Annotated in this window: 16 protein-coding genes and 1 other annotated feature; of the genes, 3 read left to right on the top strand and 13 right to left on the bottom strand. The window is 56.3% G+C overall.

Annotated elements, in window-relative coordinates; all coding sequences use genetic code 11:
* Positions 1–77: 77 nt before the first annotated feature.
* Positions 78–824, top strand: coding sequence for a GntR family transcriptional regulator (locus tag E3U32_RS07435; RefSeq protein WP_023618235.1), 747 nt, complete (start codon positions 78–80; stop codon positions 822–824).
* Here the strand turns inward: E3U32_RS07435 and E3U32_RS07430 are convergent.
* The 3 genes from E3U32_RS07430 to ibpA all read right to left on the bottom strand — a co-directional run bounded on the left by E3U32_RS07430 (position 792) and on the right by ibpA (position 3,601).
* Positions 792–2,453 carry a putative transporter gene (locus E3U32_RS07430; protein ID WP_134348259.1) on the bottom strand — a complete coding sequence of 554 codons (1,662 nt, stop codon included), beginning with the start codon at positions 2,451–2,453 and terminating at the stop codon, positions 792–794. The genes E3U32_RS07435 and E3U32_RS07430 overlap by 33 nt on opposite strands.
* A gap of 172 nt (positions 2,454–2,625) precedes the next feature.
* The gene (gene ibpB, locus E3U32_RS07425; RefSeq protein ID WP_134348258.1) at positions 2,626–3,054 is read right to left on the bottom strand and encodes a small heat shock chaperone IbpB; all 429 of its coding nucleotides are present in this window, start codon (positions 3,052–3,054) and stop codon (positions 2,626–2,628) included.
* A 136-nt stretch (positions 3,055–3,190) separates the two neighbouring features.
* A complete protein-coding gene (ibpA, locus tag E3U32_RS07420; RefSeq protein ID WP_008500162.1) occupies positions 3,191–3,601 on the bottom strand; it encodes a small heat shock chaperone IbpA in 411 nt (136 codons plus the stop codon).
* Positions 3,595–3,666: a sequence feature (ROSE (Repression Of Heat Shock gene Expression) occurs in the 5'-region of heat shock genes and acts as an RNA thermometer to modulate expression.), on the bottom strand. (Overlaps the previous gene by 7 nt.)
* A 248-nt stretch (positions 3,667–3,914) precedes the next feature.
* On the opposite strand from ibpA, the gene E3U32_RS07415 reads away from it, so the two are divergent.
* The gene (locus E3U32_RS07415; RefSeq protein WP_134348257.1) at positions 3,915–4,247 is read left to right on the top strand and encodes a YceK/YidQ family lipoprotein; all 333 of its coding nucleotides are present in this window, start codon (positions 3,915–3,917) and stop codon (positions 4,245–4,247) included.
* Here the strand turns inward: E3U32_RS07415 and E3U32_RS07410 are convergent.
* The 8 genes from E3U32_RS07410 to E3U32_RS07375 form a co-directional block, all read right to left on the bottom strand.
* Entirely contained in the window at positions 4,244–5,473 is a 1,230-nt protein-coding gene (locus E3U32_RS07410) for a DUF3748 domain-containing protein (RefSeq protein WP_208527904.1), read from the bottom strand. The genes E3U32_RS07415 and E3U32_RS07410 overlap by 4 nt on opposite strands.
* A gap of 51 nt (positions 5,474–5,524) precedes the next feature.
* Complete coding sequence (locus E3U32_RS07405) at positions 5,525–6,862, bottom strand: MFS transporter (protein ID WP_134348255.1); 1,338 nt, start codon at positions 6,860–6,862, stop codon at positions 5,525–5,527.
* Positions 6,863–6,939: 77 nt separating this feature from the next.
* Positions 6,940–8,088, bottom strand: a complete 1,149-nt coding sequence (gene dgoD / locus E3U32_RS07400; RefSeq protein WP_134348254.1) for a galactonate dehydratase — start codon at positions 8,086–8,088, stop codon at positions 6,940–6,942.
* Positions 8,085–8,702 (bottom strand): 2-dehydro-3-deoxy-6-phosphogalactonate aldolase, encoded by a 618-nt coding sequence (locus E3U32_RS07395; protein WP_134348253.1) that lies wholly within the window; start codon positions 8,700–8,702, stop codon positions 8,085–8,087. The genes dgoD and E3U32_RS07395 overlap by 4 nt, the downstream gene beginning before the upstream one ends.
* The gene (locus E3U32_RS07390; protein WP_134348252.1) at positions 8,686–9,564 is read right to left on the bottom strand and encodes a 2-dehydro-3-deoxygalactonokinase; all 879 of its coding nucleotides are present in this window, start codon (positions 9,562–9,564) and stop codon (positions 8,686–8,688) included. The genes E3U32_RS07395 and E3U32_RS07390 overlap by 17 nt, the downstream gene beginning before the upstream one ends.
* Positions 9,561–10,250, bottom strand: a complete 690-nt coding sequence (gene dgoR, locus E3U32_RS07385; protein WP_003861109.1) for a D-galactonate utilization transcriptional regulator DgoR — start codon at positions 10,248–10,250, stop codon at positions 9,561–9,563. Before dgoR ends, E3U32_RS07390 begins: the two co-directional genes overlap by 4 nt.
* Positions 10,251–10,476: 226 nt before the next feature.
* Positions 10,477–11,289: a sugar-phosphatase gene (yidA, locus tag E3U32_RS07380; RefSeq protein ID WP_134348251.1), complete on the bottom strand. Its 813-nt coding sequence runs from the start codon at positions 11,287–11,289 to the stop codon at positions 10,477–10,479.
* A 114-nt stretch (positions 11,290–11,403) separates the two neighbouring features.
* Positions 11,404–12,429, bottom strand: coding sequence for a zinc-dependent alcohol dehydrogenase family protein (locus E3U32_RS07375; protein ID WP_134348250.1), 1,026 nt, complete (start codon positions 12,427–12,429; stop codon positions 11,404–11,406).
* 110 nt (positions 12,430–12,539) lie between these two features.
* Between E3U32_RS07375 and E3U32_RS07370 the strand changes: the two genes are divergently transcribed.
* Positions 12,540–13,475: a LysR family transcriptional regulator gene (locus E3U32_RS07370; protein WP_134348249.1), complete on the top strand. Its 936-nt coding sequence runs from the start codon at positions 12,540–12,542 to the stop codon at positions 13,473–13,475.
* 9 nt (positions 13,476–13,484) lie between these two features.
* On the opposite strand, the gene E3U32_RS07365 is transcribed toward E3U32_RS07370, so the two are convergent.
* A complete protein-coding gene (locus tag E3U32_RS07365; protein WP_134348248.1) occupies positions 13,485–13,886 on the bottom strand; it encodes a hypothetical protein in 402 nt (133 codons plus the stop codon).
* A gap of 2 nt (positions 13,887–13,888) precedes the next feature.
* Positions 13,889–14,593 carry a hypothetical protein gene (locus E3U32_RS07360; protein ID WP_134348247.1) on the bottom strand — a complete coding sequence of 235 codons (705 nt, stop codon included), beginning with the start codon at positions 14,591–14,593 and terminating at the stop codon, positions 13,889–13,891.
* Between the last annotated feature and the right edge of the window lie 135 nt (positions 14,594–14,728).

Raw genomic sequence — 14,728 nt, 5'->3', positions numbered from 1 at the left:
TCAGGTCTACTTTTTGCTGTAAATATGGACATGTCAGGACGCCCTCCACGCCCTGATAAGGGCAGAGAGGTCTACTGGTGATCTACAAATCAATCGCCGACAGATTGCGGCTGCGGCTGAATTCGTCGGACTACAACATCGGCAGCCCGCTGCCGGGCGAAAAAGCGCTGGCGCAGGAGTTTGGCGTGGCGCGAATGACCATCCGCAAGGCGCTGGATCTGCTGGTGAGCTGGGGTCTGGTTGAGCGGCGGCACGGCAGCGGCACGTTTGTCTCGCGTAAAGACGTTCACCACGAAACCACTAACCTGACCGGGCTGGTGGAGGTGCTGCGCCAGCAGGGGAAAGAGGTGCAGAGCAAGGTGCTGCAGTTCGAAGTGATGCCCGCCCCGCCCGCCATCGCCAGCCAGCTGCGGATTCAGGTGGATGAGCGGATCTATTTTTCACGGCGGGTGCGCTACGTGGACGGAAAGCCGCTGATGCTGGAGGACAGCTTTATGCCGGTGAAGCTGTTCCGCAACCTGTCTCTGGCGCATCTTGAAGGGTCAAAGTTTGATTACATCGAGAAGGAGTGCGGGATCACCATCAGCGGCAACTACGAGAGCCTGACGCCGGTGCTGGCGGATAAACAGCTGGCTGGCTATATGAACCTGCCGGAACAGACGCCGCTGCTGCGCATTACATCTCTCTCCTACAGCGACAGCGGCGAGTTCCTCAACTATTCCGTCATGTTCCGAAATACCAGTGATTACCAGGTGGACTACCATCTGCGGCGCATCCACCCGGACGACCTGCTAGCTCATCCCCCAGAACAGCACCGCCAGTAGCTGCGGGGTGATGATGCGCAGGAACATCACCAGCGGGTAGACGGTGGCATAGGACAGCGCCGCCGCACCGCTGGTGGCGTGCAGGTTGTTGGCAAAGGCCAGCGCGGGCGGGTCCGTCATGGAGCCCGCAAGCATGCCGCACAGCGTCAGGTAGTTCATTTTAGCGAACATACGCGCCAGTATGCCTACCGTCAGCAGCGGGATCGCCGTGATAAATATGCCGTAGCCGACCCAGCTCATCCCTTCCCCCCTGACCAGGGTATCAACAAAATCCCCGCCGGATTTCAGGCCAACCACTGCCAGGAATAACACAATGCCCAGCTCGCGCAGCGCGAGGTTGGCGCTCGGCGGCATGAACCAGTAGAGCTTACCGATACAGCCGATACGCCCGAGGATCAGCGCCATAATCAGCGGCCCGCCCGCCAGGCCCAGCTTGAGCGCGACCGGGAAACCCGGCACGTATACCGGAATGGAGCCGAGCAGCACGCCAAGCCCGATGCCGATAAACACCGGCAGCATCTGCACCTGCTGCAGTTTTTGCTGGGCGTTACCCACCATATCCGCGACAGCGTCAATGGACGACGGACGCCCGACCAGATTAAGGATATCGCCGAACTGCAGGCTGGCCTCCGGGCTGGCAACCAGCTCGACACCCGCGCGATTAAGCCGGGAGATGACCACGTCATAGCGCTCTTTGACCTGCAGATCGCGTATTTTCTTGCCCAGAACGTGCTCGTTAGTCACCACAACGCGTTCCACGCGCATATCGGTGCCGCGGGTGGAGAGCGAGGTATCCACTTCCTGACCAATCACCAGCCGCGCGTTGTTTAAATCGCCTGGCTGGCCGACCAGGTGCAGCAGATCGCCTTGCTGGATAATGGTGCCCGGCGCGGGCACCATCAGCATCTCGTCGCGCTTAAGGCGCGAGCAGATAATGTTGGCGCTGTTCAGGATCGGCACGTCCTGAATTGCCATATTGTTCAGGTTGGGGTTATCGACCCGAATGTTGATGGTTTTGATCGGCATATGGCCGTTGGTGAGCGTGGTTTCGTGGTCCTTCGCCTCTTTGTCGACGTTAATGCGAAACAGGACGCGTACCAGCCACATGGAAAGCAGAATGCCGCAAATCCCAAACGGATAGGCCATGGCGTAGCTCATCCCCATCTGGTCGACAATGCCGGGTTCGATGCCCAAATCGCGCAGGATTTGCTGCCCCGCACCGAGCGCTGGCGTGTTGGTAACCGCCCCGGAGAAAATGCCCAACACGACGGGCAGCGGGATATCAAAGATCTTGTGCAGAATCGCGGTGACCAGCCCGCCCATCACCACAATACCGAGGGCAAACAGGTTGAGCCGTAATCCGGAGACCCGAAGAGAGGCGAAAAAGCCCGGTCCCACCTGAATGCCAATGGTATAGACGAACAGGATCAGGCCGAACTCCTGAGTAAAGTGGAGCATTTCGGCGCTGAGGACCAGACCGAGCTTGTCGGCAAAATGCCCGACAAAAATACCGCCAAACAGCACCCCGCCGATCCCAAACCCAACGCCGCGGATTTTGATATTACCAATCCACAGCCCAACGACGGCGACCAGGGCCAACACGCTGACGGTTAACGCGATATCACTCATGATCCCCTTCCTTAGCATAACCTTAGTTATGCTAAGGATTCTCTCAGAACCGGGGGCGATTGTATGGGCGATGGCGCACAAAAAAGCCCTGCCGGGGCAGGGCTTCGTGCTGTCTGTGAGTATTGTCGGGTGGCGGCTACGCCTTACCCGACCTACAGGATCGGCGGGCTTGTTAACTGTTCAACGCCGGCCGATCGCTAATGGCGATACGCTGCGGCGCGATGGCTTCCGGCACGTTGCGGAGCAGGTCGATGTGCAGTAGCCCGTTGGTAAACGTTGCACCAGATACTTCCATATGGTCTGCCAGAGTAAAGCTCAGGCTGAACGGCTGATTAACCAGCCCCTGATGCAGCCATTTGGTCTCGGTCTCTTGTTGTTCCGGCGACCCTTTCACGGTCAGGCGCGTGCCTTCAAGCTGGATATCCAGATCTTCCTGGCGGAAACCGGCCAGCGCCAGGGTGATGCGATAGTGGTTATCGTCGCTTTTTTCGATGTTGTAAGGCGGAAACGTCTGTTGCTCATTGCTGCTTTGCAGGGCGTTAGCCAGTTTGTCAAAACCAATCCACTGACGCAGTAAGGGGGATAAATCATAGTTACGCATACTAAATCTCCTTCTGAGAAGCGAGTTCGGCACAGTTTAATTTTGTGCGCAGTTGTTCCTGCAAATCCTGACGGATTCACATATGCTCCCATTACGGCAAGCAAGTCTGGGTGGGCCGCTCGCGCGACCCACATAATTAGTTAATTTCGATACGACGCGGTTTTTTCTCTTCCGGAATCACACGTTCCAGTTCGATAAACAGCAGACCGTTGACCAGGTTCGCGCCTTTCACGTGAATGTTCTCGGCTAACTGGAACTTGCGTTCAAAGTTGCGCTCGGCGATGCCCTGGTAAAGGTAGGTACGTTCTTTCTGCTCAGCCGTATGAGAACCTTTCACCACCAGCAGGTTGTCCTGCGCGGTGATCTCCAGTTCGTTTTCTGCAAAACCGGCGACGGCAATGGCGATGCGGTAGTGGTTTTCGTCAACCAGCTCAACATTGTATGGAGGGTAGCCGTTGCTCTGGCTTTGGTTATTTTCTAAATGGTTAAACAGGCGGTCAAAACCAATTGCAGAACGGTATAGCGGAGAAAGATCGAAGTTACGCATAAATAAAACTCCTGAAATCAGCGAGAAAATGTAGCCTTCCACCATGGACAGGCCTTTGCGCCCCCGAACACCCATCAGGCGTGTTCGTTATCGGGCCACATTCTTAAAATGGGTCTGCAATCGGGCTTTTCAAGCACGACGACTGCACTTTTTTTTGCACTTTTGTGCATCTCGCTTAGACTGGGACAACAGCACAAAGGGTTAAATTGCGATGGCTGCCACAGTGCGGGGTTATCGGGCTATCCATTTTGGATAAGGCTCGCTATAACCCTGAGTTGCAGGTCTATGCAGTGCCATTAACGATGACTGAGTGATGATGAAAAATGTTCTGATAAAGCTGACGACGTTCAGCGGGGTAGTTTTACTTTGCGGGTGTTCGAGCGTGATGTCTCACACCGGCGGTAAAGAAGGAACATATCCGGGGACGCGCGCCAGCGCGGCGATGATCTCCGATGACGATACAAACTGGGGCACCAAATCCCTGGTTATCCTGGATATGCCGTTTACGGCTGTGGCGGATACGCTTCTGCTGCCGTGGGATATATTTCGTAAGGACAACTCCGTGCGCTCACGGGTAGAAAAAAGCGAGCAGGAAAACCTGGCGACGAACGCCGTCATCCCGCCCGCAGCAATGCCTCCACGCTAGTTCTGCGCGGTTTCCGTTAACCAAAGCTGACGGAAACCGCCTGTCTCTTCCATCCACGCGATAAAGCGCCCGTCCGGCGAAAATACCACCGCATCAGCAGACGGCGGGTTGCCGTGATCGGACGTCAAAAACGTCACCTTGCCGGTTCGTACATCGCAGCAGGCGATCCGATTTTCGAGCACAAACCCCAGATGATTGCCGGAAGGATGCCAGTTAAACGCAGACTGAATGCCGCTCTCAGTATGGGTTAACGGGTACGGCTCGCCGCCCTCAGGAGAGATCAGCCACAGCTGCACAATACCGTTATCATCACGCATCAGGAATGCAATCCGCGTCCCCTGTGGGTTGCTGCGTACCCAGTGACGCGGTACGTTCACCAGACCCGGATAGCGGTTCTGGTGAGTAAACGTTAACCGGCGCTGCATCACCCCCGCGGGTGGCGCAGGCAGGGTTTCTGCCGTGCCCTGCAGCGGCGTATCGCCCGCACGCTTCCAGCCCTGCTCGTCTTCTGGCAGGTCGACGATAAACAGTTCAGGCACTTTTTCGCCTTGCGCAGAAAGGGTATCGCCGATAAACGCCAGCCTGTCGTTGCCCACCCAGCCCTCTTCATAGGCGCGGTTGATCTCATCGCTGCCCGGCTGCGGGTCAGGCGTCGTGCGGGTGACCAGCACGCTCCAGAACGTGCCCGAGTACTCACGGGGATGGTTCCCCTGCGGGTTCACCGGGCCGTAAGGCGCAGCTACGCCGACGTTGCGCAAATCAAGCTTAGGGTCGCGCGCGTGCAGAACATGGTCGTTATAGGTAAAGCTGACGAACTGCCCGTTCGGGCTGTAGACATGGACGTGGCTGCCGCCGCGCAGCGCGCCTGCGGTGTAAGGCGCGGTGATATCCATCGCATCCAGATTGCTCACCTGGCCATGATGCGCAATCACCCCCTGGCGATGATGAAAATCGTAGTGCCAGTCTGCATCTGGGTTTTTCGGGCCGTGGATAAAGACGTATTTCTCCTGGGCAGGATGAACGGTCACCACGCCGACGTGCGCGCCGTCAGTGGCGCGATAAACCACCTCCACCTCGCCTGAATGGACGTTAACCCGCTCAATGGTTTCACCGGTGAACGACGCGCCTGACGGGCGCACATCGTAGACCAGCCACTGGCTGTCCGGCGTCCAGGTATTGATATTGGTGAGCTGGTGGTGACGGGAAGCGAAGGTGATTTGTTTCATGGGGATACCCTGATGCGCGGTTTTCGCATCAGGGTAAAACATCAGCGGGATTTAGCCTACTCGTTTAACGTCGCCCACCAGCAGAATGTAGGAGAGCGCACCGACCAGCGCAACCGCCGAGATATAGACCAGCGCCGGGCCGAAGCCGTAGTCCTGCGCCAGGTAGCCGATAACCAGCGGCACGGTGATGCCGCCCAGCCCGCCAACGAAGTTAAATACGCCGCCGGTCAGGCCAATCAGCCGCATCGGTGCCAGAGACGACACCAGCGACCAGGTGATAGAGGCGAACCCATTCCCGAAGAACGCCACCGCCATCAGGGTCATAATCCACACCGGATCGTTAGTGTAGTTGGCGCCCATGATGCAGGTAGAGATCAGCAGCCCGCAGATAATCGGCGTTTTACGCGCCACACCCAGCGAGTAGCCTTTTTTCACCAGCTTATCGGCCAGCCAGCCGGAAAGCAGTACGCCGAAGAAGGCCGCCAGGAACGGTACGGTGGTCATAAAGCCTGCCTTCAGCGCGGTAATCCCCTTCTCCTGCGTCAGATAGTTCGGGAACCAGGTCAGGAAGAACCACAGCGTTGAGGTCACCGCGAACTGGCCCAGATACACGCCCACCAGCTTACGATGGAAGACCAGCTTCCAGTCTGCTTTGGTCAGCGGCTGGCGCGCCTCTTTTTTCACCGGCGCATCGCCATCCACCAGGCCACCGCCGTCGCGGATGTAGTCCAGTTCGGCTTTGGTGATGCTTTTGGTCAGACGCGGCGGCTGGTAAACCTTGAACCAGATCAGCGACCAGATAATGCCAACCCCACCGGTGACGATGAACACCCAGTGCCAGCTCAGCAGCTCCTGGATCCAGATCAGCAGCGGCGTCAGGAACGCCAGGCCGACAAACTGTCCGGAGGTATAAAAACCGACGGCGGAAGCGCGTTCGTGTTCCGGGAACCAGCTGGTCACCATACGGTTGTTGGTGGGGAATGCCGGCGCTTCAAAAATACCGGTGATGGCGCGCAGGCCAATCAACGACATCAGCCCGGTCGCGAAGCCCTGGAACAGGGTCGCCACGGACCAGCCGAAAATGGCGATAAAATAGGTCAGACGTGAGCCGACGCGGTCAAGGAACCAGCCGCCGGGGATCTGGCACAGCGTATAAAGCCAGGCAAACGCCGAGAAGACGTAGCCCATTTCCGCTTTGGTGATGCCAAACTCTTCCTGAATATGAGCCGATGCCACGGCAAGGTTGGCGCGGTCAACATAGCAGATAACCACGGTAATAAAGATCATGATTAGCGTCAGGTAGCGGCGACGCCCGGTTTTTGCAGCAGTAACTGGAATATCCATCGCAATCTGTCTCCAGATTTTGGGCATAGCGAAGCCGCTCACCATGCCCTGTAATTTACAGAGGGTTATATTTTTGTATGTATAATTTTTGCCCGAAGGCTTACGGGTCTACGGGATGGCGATTACCATTCCGCTACACTGCCATCTTCATGACGCCACAGTGGGTTACGCCAGTCCGGCGCGTTTTTACTCAGCTCAATAACTTTGGCTTCGTCAATATCCACGCCAAGGCCAGGCTTCATTAACGGTTTGAAGAAACCGCCTTCCATGTTGAAATCGTCTTTGTTTTTCACAAAGTCGAGCAGCTCTGCGCCCTTGTTATAGTGAATGCCCATGCTTTGCTCCTGGAACACGGCGTTGCGGGAAACAAAGTCGACGTGCAGACAGGCAGCCAGCGCGATCGGCCCAAGCGGGCAGTGCGGGGCCAGCGCCACATCATAGGCTTCTGCCATCCCGGCAATTTTGTAGCATTCGGTGATGCCGCCTGCGTGGGAGAGATCCGGCTGCAGAATCGCAATACCTCCCGCTTCCAGCACGCGCTTGAACTCGAAGCGCGAGAACATACGTTCACCCGCCGCGATCGGAATATGGGTCTGTTCTGCCAGCTTCGGATAGTACTCCGCCTGCTCGGCCAGCACCGGCTCTTCGATAAACAGCGGGCGATACGGTTCCAGCTCTTTAATCAGCACTTTGGCCATCGGCGCGCTGACGCGGCCATGGAAATCCAGACCAAACTCAATGTCGTTGCCGAAGGCTTCACGGATTTGTGCCACGGTATTCACGGCACGATCGACCGCGCGCGAGTTGTCGATAACGCCCATCTCTTCGCAGCCGTTGAGCTTGAAGGTATCAAAGCCAATGTTGCGCAGCTGCGTGATGCCGTCGATCACTTCCGCAGGGCGGTCGCCGCCCACCCAGCTGTAGGCTTTGATTTTGTCGCGCACCAGGCCACCCATTAGCTGCCAGACCGGCGCGTTTAGCACTTTGCCTTTGATATCCCACAGCGCCTGGTCGATGCCTGCGATCGCGCTCATCAGGATCGGGCCTCCGCGGTAGAAACCCGCGCGGTACATTACCTGCCACAGGTCGTTGATGCGTGCCGGATCCTGACCAATCAGGTATTCACCCAGCTCATGTACCGCAGCTTCAACAGTGCGCGCACGCCCTTCAATCACCGGTTCGCCCCAGCCCACAACCCCTTCATCGGTTTCGATTTTCAGGAACATCCAGCGCGGGGGTAAACGGTACGTGGTGAGTTTGGTTATTTTCATTTCACTGCCTCTCGATACGCTTTCACAAATGCTGTCGCCTGCTGTGCGGTACGTTCCACGGACTGTCCAGCGCGATAGAGATCGCTGCCCAGCCCCGCGCCCACGCAGCCAGCGTTCATCCACTGGCCCAGGTTTTCTGGCGTTACGCCGCCCACGGCAAAGACCGGCACGCTGGCGGGTAAGACCGCTTTCAGCGCTTTGATGTAGTCAGGGCCAAAGGCCGAAGACGGAAAAATTTTGAGCGACTGCGCGCCCGCATCGAGGGCAATAAAGGCTTCGGTAGCCGTCGCACATCCCGGACACACGGTCATGCCATGGCCCACCGCGCGGCGGATGACCTCGGGGTTGATGTTGGGGGTGACGATGAGTTTGCAGCCCATCTTCGCCAGCCTGTCCACCTGCTCCGGCTGTAACACGGTACCCGCGCCAATCAGCGCTTTATCGCCATAGGCATCCACCACCGCCGGAATGCTTTTTTCCCATTCCGGGGAGTTGAGCGGGATTTCCACCGCGTCGAACCCGGCGTCGATAACCGCGCCAACGTGCTCTAGCGCTTCACCGGGCGTAATGCCGCGCAAAATCGCGATAAGGGGAAGATCAGTTTGCCACTGCATGAGCGATGCTCCTTATTCCTGCCTGAAATGCCGTGTCGCCGGATACCGTTGAAACATCACGTCCAATGGCTCGAAACGCCTGCTTGTAGCGCGACGTTAGCGATGCGCCAGCGACAATCGTGATAGCCTGGTCATGCGCGATGAAGTCACGCATGCTGGCGACCTCTGCGCCAATCAGCAGGCCAGAAAGAAACTCGCTAACCTGCTCACGCGGGAGGCTTCCCAGCACGTGCGAGGCGCGAACCTCAAAAAGCTGCGGCAAAACGGCAGGGGAAGCGATCCCACGTTCAAGCCCGGCAGCAAACGCCTCTGACGAGGCTTCTTGCTCCGGCAAACCGGCTCCCACCAGTGAATGGTTGAGCAGCAAATGGTGCAGCTCGCCGGTCATCACGGTGCGAAAATCGTGGATTTGCTCAGCGTCGGCCTGCACCCACTTGCAGTGCGTTCCGGGCATGACGTAGACAGAAGAAGGAGAAAGCGTGCGCGCGCCAAGCAGCTGCGTCTCTTCGCCGCGCATCACGTTGTGGTTATCGTCGCGAGAGACGCACAAGCCGGGAATAATCCAGATATTGTCGCCAACGAACGTTAACTGCTCGCCAATAGCGGAGAAATGGGCGGGAACCGGTAGATAAGGCGCGACTTTCCAGCCTACGTTACTGCCGACCATCCCCGCCATCACCACCGGCGTGGCGCCATCGCGCCAGTTTTGCGTTATCTCTGCTAACACCGCTTCGGGGGATTTCCCGTTCAGACGCGTAACGCCTGCTTCCGATTGCCTGCTCTCCAGGCACTGCTCGCCCTGATAAAGCCAGGCGCGCAGATTGGTCGATCCCCAGTCAATTGCGATGTAGCGAGATGTCATGTGATTTCCTTCAGCCTTCGTGTCGAGCTGGCGATCATGGTGAGCGCCGCCTGCTCTGCCGCATCGCCGTCCTGATGCCGTATCGCATCGAACAGCGCTTTGTGTTCCTGGAGCGTTTTCGGCATGTTGGCCTCATCGCCCATCCAGGTACGTTCAAATACCGCCCGCTGTAGCGAGCTGATCGCTACGCTAAGCTGCTGTAACACCGGGTTATGCACCGACTGCAACACCGCTTCGTGGTAGCGAATGTCCGCCTCGTTGAACGCCTCCCGGTTCTGGTTATTGGCGATCATGTCGTTCAGGGCCGACTCAATCTGCGCCAGGTCACCGGACGTTGCGCGTTCCGCCGCCCAGCGAGCGATGGCCGGTTCAACCAGGTTTCGCACCTCGCTCATCGCGCCGATAAGCCGTGGGTCGTAGTCGTTTTCCAGCACCCACTGCAGAACGTCGGTATCGAGGTAGTTCCACTGATTACGCGGAGCGACAAACGCGCCGCGATAGCGTTTCATTTCAATCAGCCGCTTCGCCATCAGCGAGCGGAAGACTTCCCGGATGATGTTGCGCGAGGTTTCAAATTCCTCACACAGTTCAGCCTCTGCCGGTAGCGGCGAACCGGGAACGTATTTCCCACCCACAATCTGGGTGCCCAGCGTGATGACGATGCGATCGGTTTTATTGAGAGTCATGGAGAGTCCTTGTGCTCTGTATGTCCATCACTACTTTACCGCGACCGCTGAATTTCACCTCACTTTTGCAGTACAAACGTGAGGGCGTTCGTCTTTGCTGTGGTGGTAATGTAGTACAATAATTTAATGTTGTACTACAATCCAGATCACAAAAAGAACAATTCAATAAATTCAGCGCAAAAAAAAGCCCCGGTTAATAACCGAGGCTGATGACTGAAAATGAGCGTTACTGCAGCACAAACTTCTCAATGGCGTATGCCACGCCGTCTTCGAGGTTGGATTTGGTAACAAAATTAGCCACTTCTTTCACCGACGGGATGGCGTTATCCATCGCCACACCCATACCCGCGTATTCAATCATCGCGATGTCGTTTTCCTGGTCGCCCAGCGCCATGATCTCGTCAGGTTTGATGCCCAGCGCGTCGGCCAGCGATTTTACGCCCGTACCTTTATTGACGCGTTTATCGAGGATTTCGAGGAAGTACGGCGCGCTTTTCAGCACGGTGTACTTCTCTTTTACCTCAGCCGGGATGCGCGCAATCGCTTTATCCAGGATCTCTGGCTCGTCGATCATCATCACTTTCAGGAACTGAGTGGCCGGATCCATCTTCTCGGCTTCACAGAACACCAGCGGAATGGTCGCGACATAGGATTCATGTACCGTGTAGTAGCTGATATCGCGGTTGGCGGTGTAGAGCGTATTGCGATCGAGTGCGTGGAAGTGGGAACCCACGTCACGTGACAGTTTTTCCAGGAACAGGTAGTCATCGTAGCTCAGCGCGGTTTGCGCAACCGTACTGCCATCCGCGGCTTTCTGCACCAGCGCACCGTTATAGGTAATGCAGTAGTCGCCAGGCTGATTCATGTGCAGCTCTTTCAGATAGCTGTGCACGCCGGCATACGGACGACCCGTGGTCAGGACCACATTCACGCCCTTTGCGCGTGCTGCGGCGATCGCGTTTTTAACGGCTGGAGAGATAGTGTGGTCAGGCAGCAGCAGCGTGCCGTCCATATCGATTGCAATGAGTTTGATAGCCATGAGTTCCCCGGGATAAATGAGTGCTGCCTCATGCTAACGCGATTAAGCACACAAAAATAGAGCTACATTGCGCAACAAAAACCCCCTTTTATGCTCATCCCGGAGAACGACGACTCACTCGCGGGTGAGAACGATTTTACCAAACGCGCCACGATCCAGATGTTCGAGCGCCTGTTCAAGTTCATCGAAGCGGTAGCGATGCTCAATCACCGGTTTCAAACCCGTGACGTCAACGGCACGGACGAAATCTTCCAGCGCCCGGCGATGTCCCACGCCAATCCCCTGAATGACCGGGGATTTCAGCAACAGTTCGCCAGCAGACAGCGAAATGTCCGTCCCGGCCAGCACGCCAATGACCGATATACGTCCGTGAACGGCAACGGCGCGCAGGGAATGCTTCAGGTTCTCCCCACCCACGGTTTCGATAATATGGTCGATGCCGCGATCCTGCGTGAGTGCCAGCGTATCTTCAGCCCAGTCGCCTTTCAGCCGGTTGATACCCTGGCTGGCCCCCAGTTTTTTGGCCAGCGCCAGTTTTTCATCACTTCCCGAGGTGACAAACACCTCTGCACCGTGCGCTTTTGCAATTTGCAAAGCGAAAATCGCCACGCCACCGGTACCTTGCACCAGTACCGATTGCCCGGCACGTAGATGACCGCGCTCCACCAGCGCGAACCACGCGGTAAGCCCTGCGCAGGGTAAGGTGCTGGCCTCTGCGTCATCCAGGGTCTCCGGGGATGCCGCCAGCGCATCTTCATTCACAATCACATATTCGGCCAGCATGCCCTGGAAGTAGCCGCCGGACGTTTTATAGGGCAAATTGCGCGCGTCCGCCTGCGGCTTACCGTCGATCCACTCAGGGAAGAAGGTTGAGATGACGCGCGCACCGGGTTTGAAACGTGTAACACCTTCACCAATGCTGTCCACCACGCCCGCCATGTCAGACGCCGGCGTAAACGGGAAGGAAAGCGGAATCGGCATCGTGCCTTCAATCACCATTTTATCGCGATAGTTGAGCGCAACGGCATTTACCCGTACGCGCACTTCACCCGGGCCGGGCTGTGGAACAGGTTCCTGAATGAGTTTGAGGCTCTCGCGCCCGAGGGCGTTCATGGACCAGCGCTGCATTGTCTCTGTCATTTTTTCTCTCCTGCCATCAAATAAGCTTTAAGACTGACAGTCTACCGTTGACTTCCACTCACCAGTGGCGATAAGTTTTCTCTTTATTGACGCCTTAATAGATACAATTCATGACCGATACGCTGAAGGATATTCCTGTTTTTGTAGCCGCCGTTGAGGCGGGAAGCTTTGCTCAGGCCGCAATCCGTCTGCATTTGTCACGCTCGGCGGTAGGAAAAAGCATCGCTCGTCTTGAACAACGACTGGGAGTACGCCTGTTTCAACGCACCACCCGCAGCCAGAGCCTGACCGATAACGGTGCCCTTTTTTATGAACGCTGCCTGCGCGCGCTGGAGGAAATTCGGGGCGCAGAGTCGCTGCTTGAAACAGGGAAACAGCAGGTCAGCGGCCGCCTGCGCGTTGCCATGCCGGTGCTGTTTGGTCGCCAGTGTGTCGCCCCGCTGCTGATAGAACTGGCACAGGAACACCCCGGACTTGAACTGGAAATGTCATTCAGCGACCGCGTGGTGGATCTCGTCGAGGAAGGGTTTGATATGGCAGTGCGTAACGGCACGCTACAGGACAGCAGCGTGCTGGTCGCCAGAAGGCTGGGTGAACACCGCATGGTGCTGTGCGCGGCGCCGGATTATCTACAGAAAAGAGGTCTGCCAGAAACCGTTGCTGATTTACCCCAGCATACGGCGATTAACTATCTGCGCGCAGGCAGAGTGTTGTCCTGGCAGTTGATGGACAGCGAAGGAGCGTCGCACACCTTTACACCCCGATCGTCGCTCAATATGGATGATTTGCAGGCGATCTGCGACGCTGCGCTGGCGGGGCACGGCATTGCATGGCTGCCCTGCTGGATGGTCGTCAAAGATATTCACCAGGGTAAACTCGTCCCGCTGTTAAAGCAGGCACCGGATGTGCATTTCGACGTTCATGCGGTCTGGCAACAGACGCCGCATCTGCCGCTGAGAGTCAGAATTGCCGTCGATACGCTCGCCAGCCGTTTACCGTCAGTGCTGTCGCTGGAGATGCCTGCGCCCATAAAAAAGCCGCGCTAAAAGCGCAGATTAACGATCTGATTCATACAGGCAAACCTGCTTACCAGGCGAAACTCTGCTTATAACAGTGAAGTACACATCCTGGCTACGTTCTGACGTCCACAGCTCCCCGGCCGGGGCTTTTCTCGCAAAGGAATAGCCACGCAAAACAAGATATTGTTTAAGTGCAGCGGTATCAGATACCCCGCTAAAGCACACCCCAGCGGTGTCCGGCTGTCCATTTGCAGCAGAGTGGCTGAAGGTATAATCCGGTGAAAGGCGTGGTGCCTGCTTAATCGATTCTGGGGTGTAAAGATGATAGCGAACCCTATCTGATTCACGGTATGTCATCTCAGGCTCATACGGCAAAAGGAGGTATATGACCGTGACAATCACAATGGCCAGCCCTGAGAATATGGCTAACTTTTTCATGCTCAACGTCGTCCTGAGTGGGTAAAGAAGGAATGATATGTGCCGTTATCGTTAAGAATACGAACAATGTCTGAACTGAAGTTATCAAACGGCGTTACCCACCTCATAAAGCGGGGAAGCGGGCCTTTATAGGGTTCATGCCGGATATTAAGGTCATCAGGGTCGGGAAACATCAATGGAAGAAAACCCCGGTTCTTGAAATTACCGATCGGTCCGTAATGATCCCAGCGGCGTAGTGCGCTTTCACGACTGACAGGCCGCAACTGAGCCCGGTAATCCGAAGGAATCAGCGCCCTGTAAAAACCGAGCAGATCCGACACCAGGTCTTCTCCGCTGAACCCGCTATCGGTGTACCAGCTGAAAAAAGCGCGGGACTGGTAATTTTCAAAATTTCTCGCGGTATCCATCATCATGGCCAGGGCAATGCTGTTAATTTCTGACATCGAGCGCCCACGTTTTATTTCCCAGCGAACAAACTTACCCGTTCCGGCCAGTCCTTTCCCGATATTCATTCTCTGATTGTATGCAATCGTGTAATAAGGTCTGCCACTGGCTTCGCCGCTGCTGAAATCAGCCAGAAGCAGGGAAATATCTTCGCCCCTGGCATGCCCCAGGTCGATCCAACCGAGGACCTCACTGTAGACGAGGCCGCTGCGGGTCGTTACCTGCCATTCATCGGCCCCGATAATATCGCTCCTGCGGCTCATTCGGTGTATTCCTTTTTCCGTAACGATTTCAACTCTAACAGACCACCATACTCATCGTCAGGGTATGTTCGGGATATATTCTCCTGGTAGAGGATTATGTCAATGAGATCGACTTTGTTCTATTGATACACAAAT

This window comes from Lelliottia nimipressuralis, assembly GCF_004402045.1.
GTDB classification, from domain to species: Bacteria; Pseudomonadota; Gammaproteobacteria; order Enterobacterales; family Enterobacteriaceae; genus Enterobacter; species Enterobacter chinensis.
The sequence above is the reverse complement of the archived record's forward strand: the minus strand, read 5'-3'. Positions and strand labels throughout refer to the sequence as shown.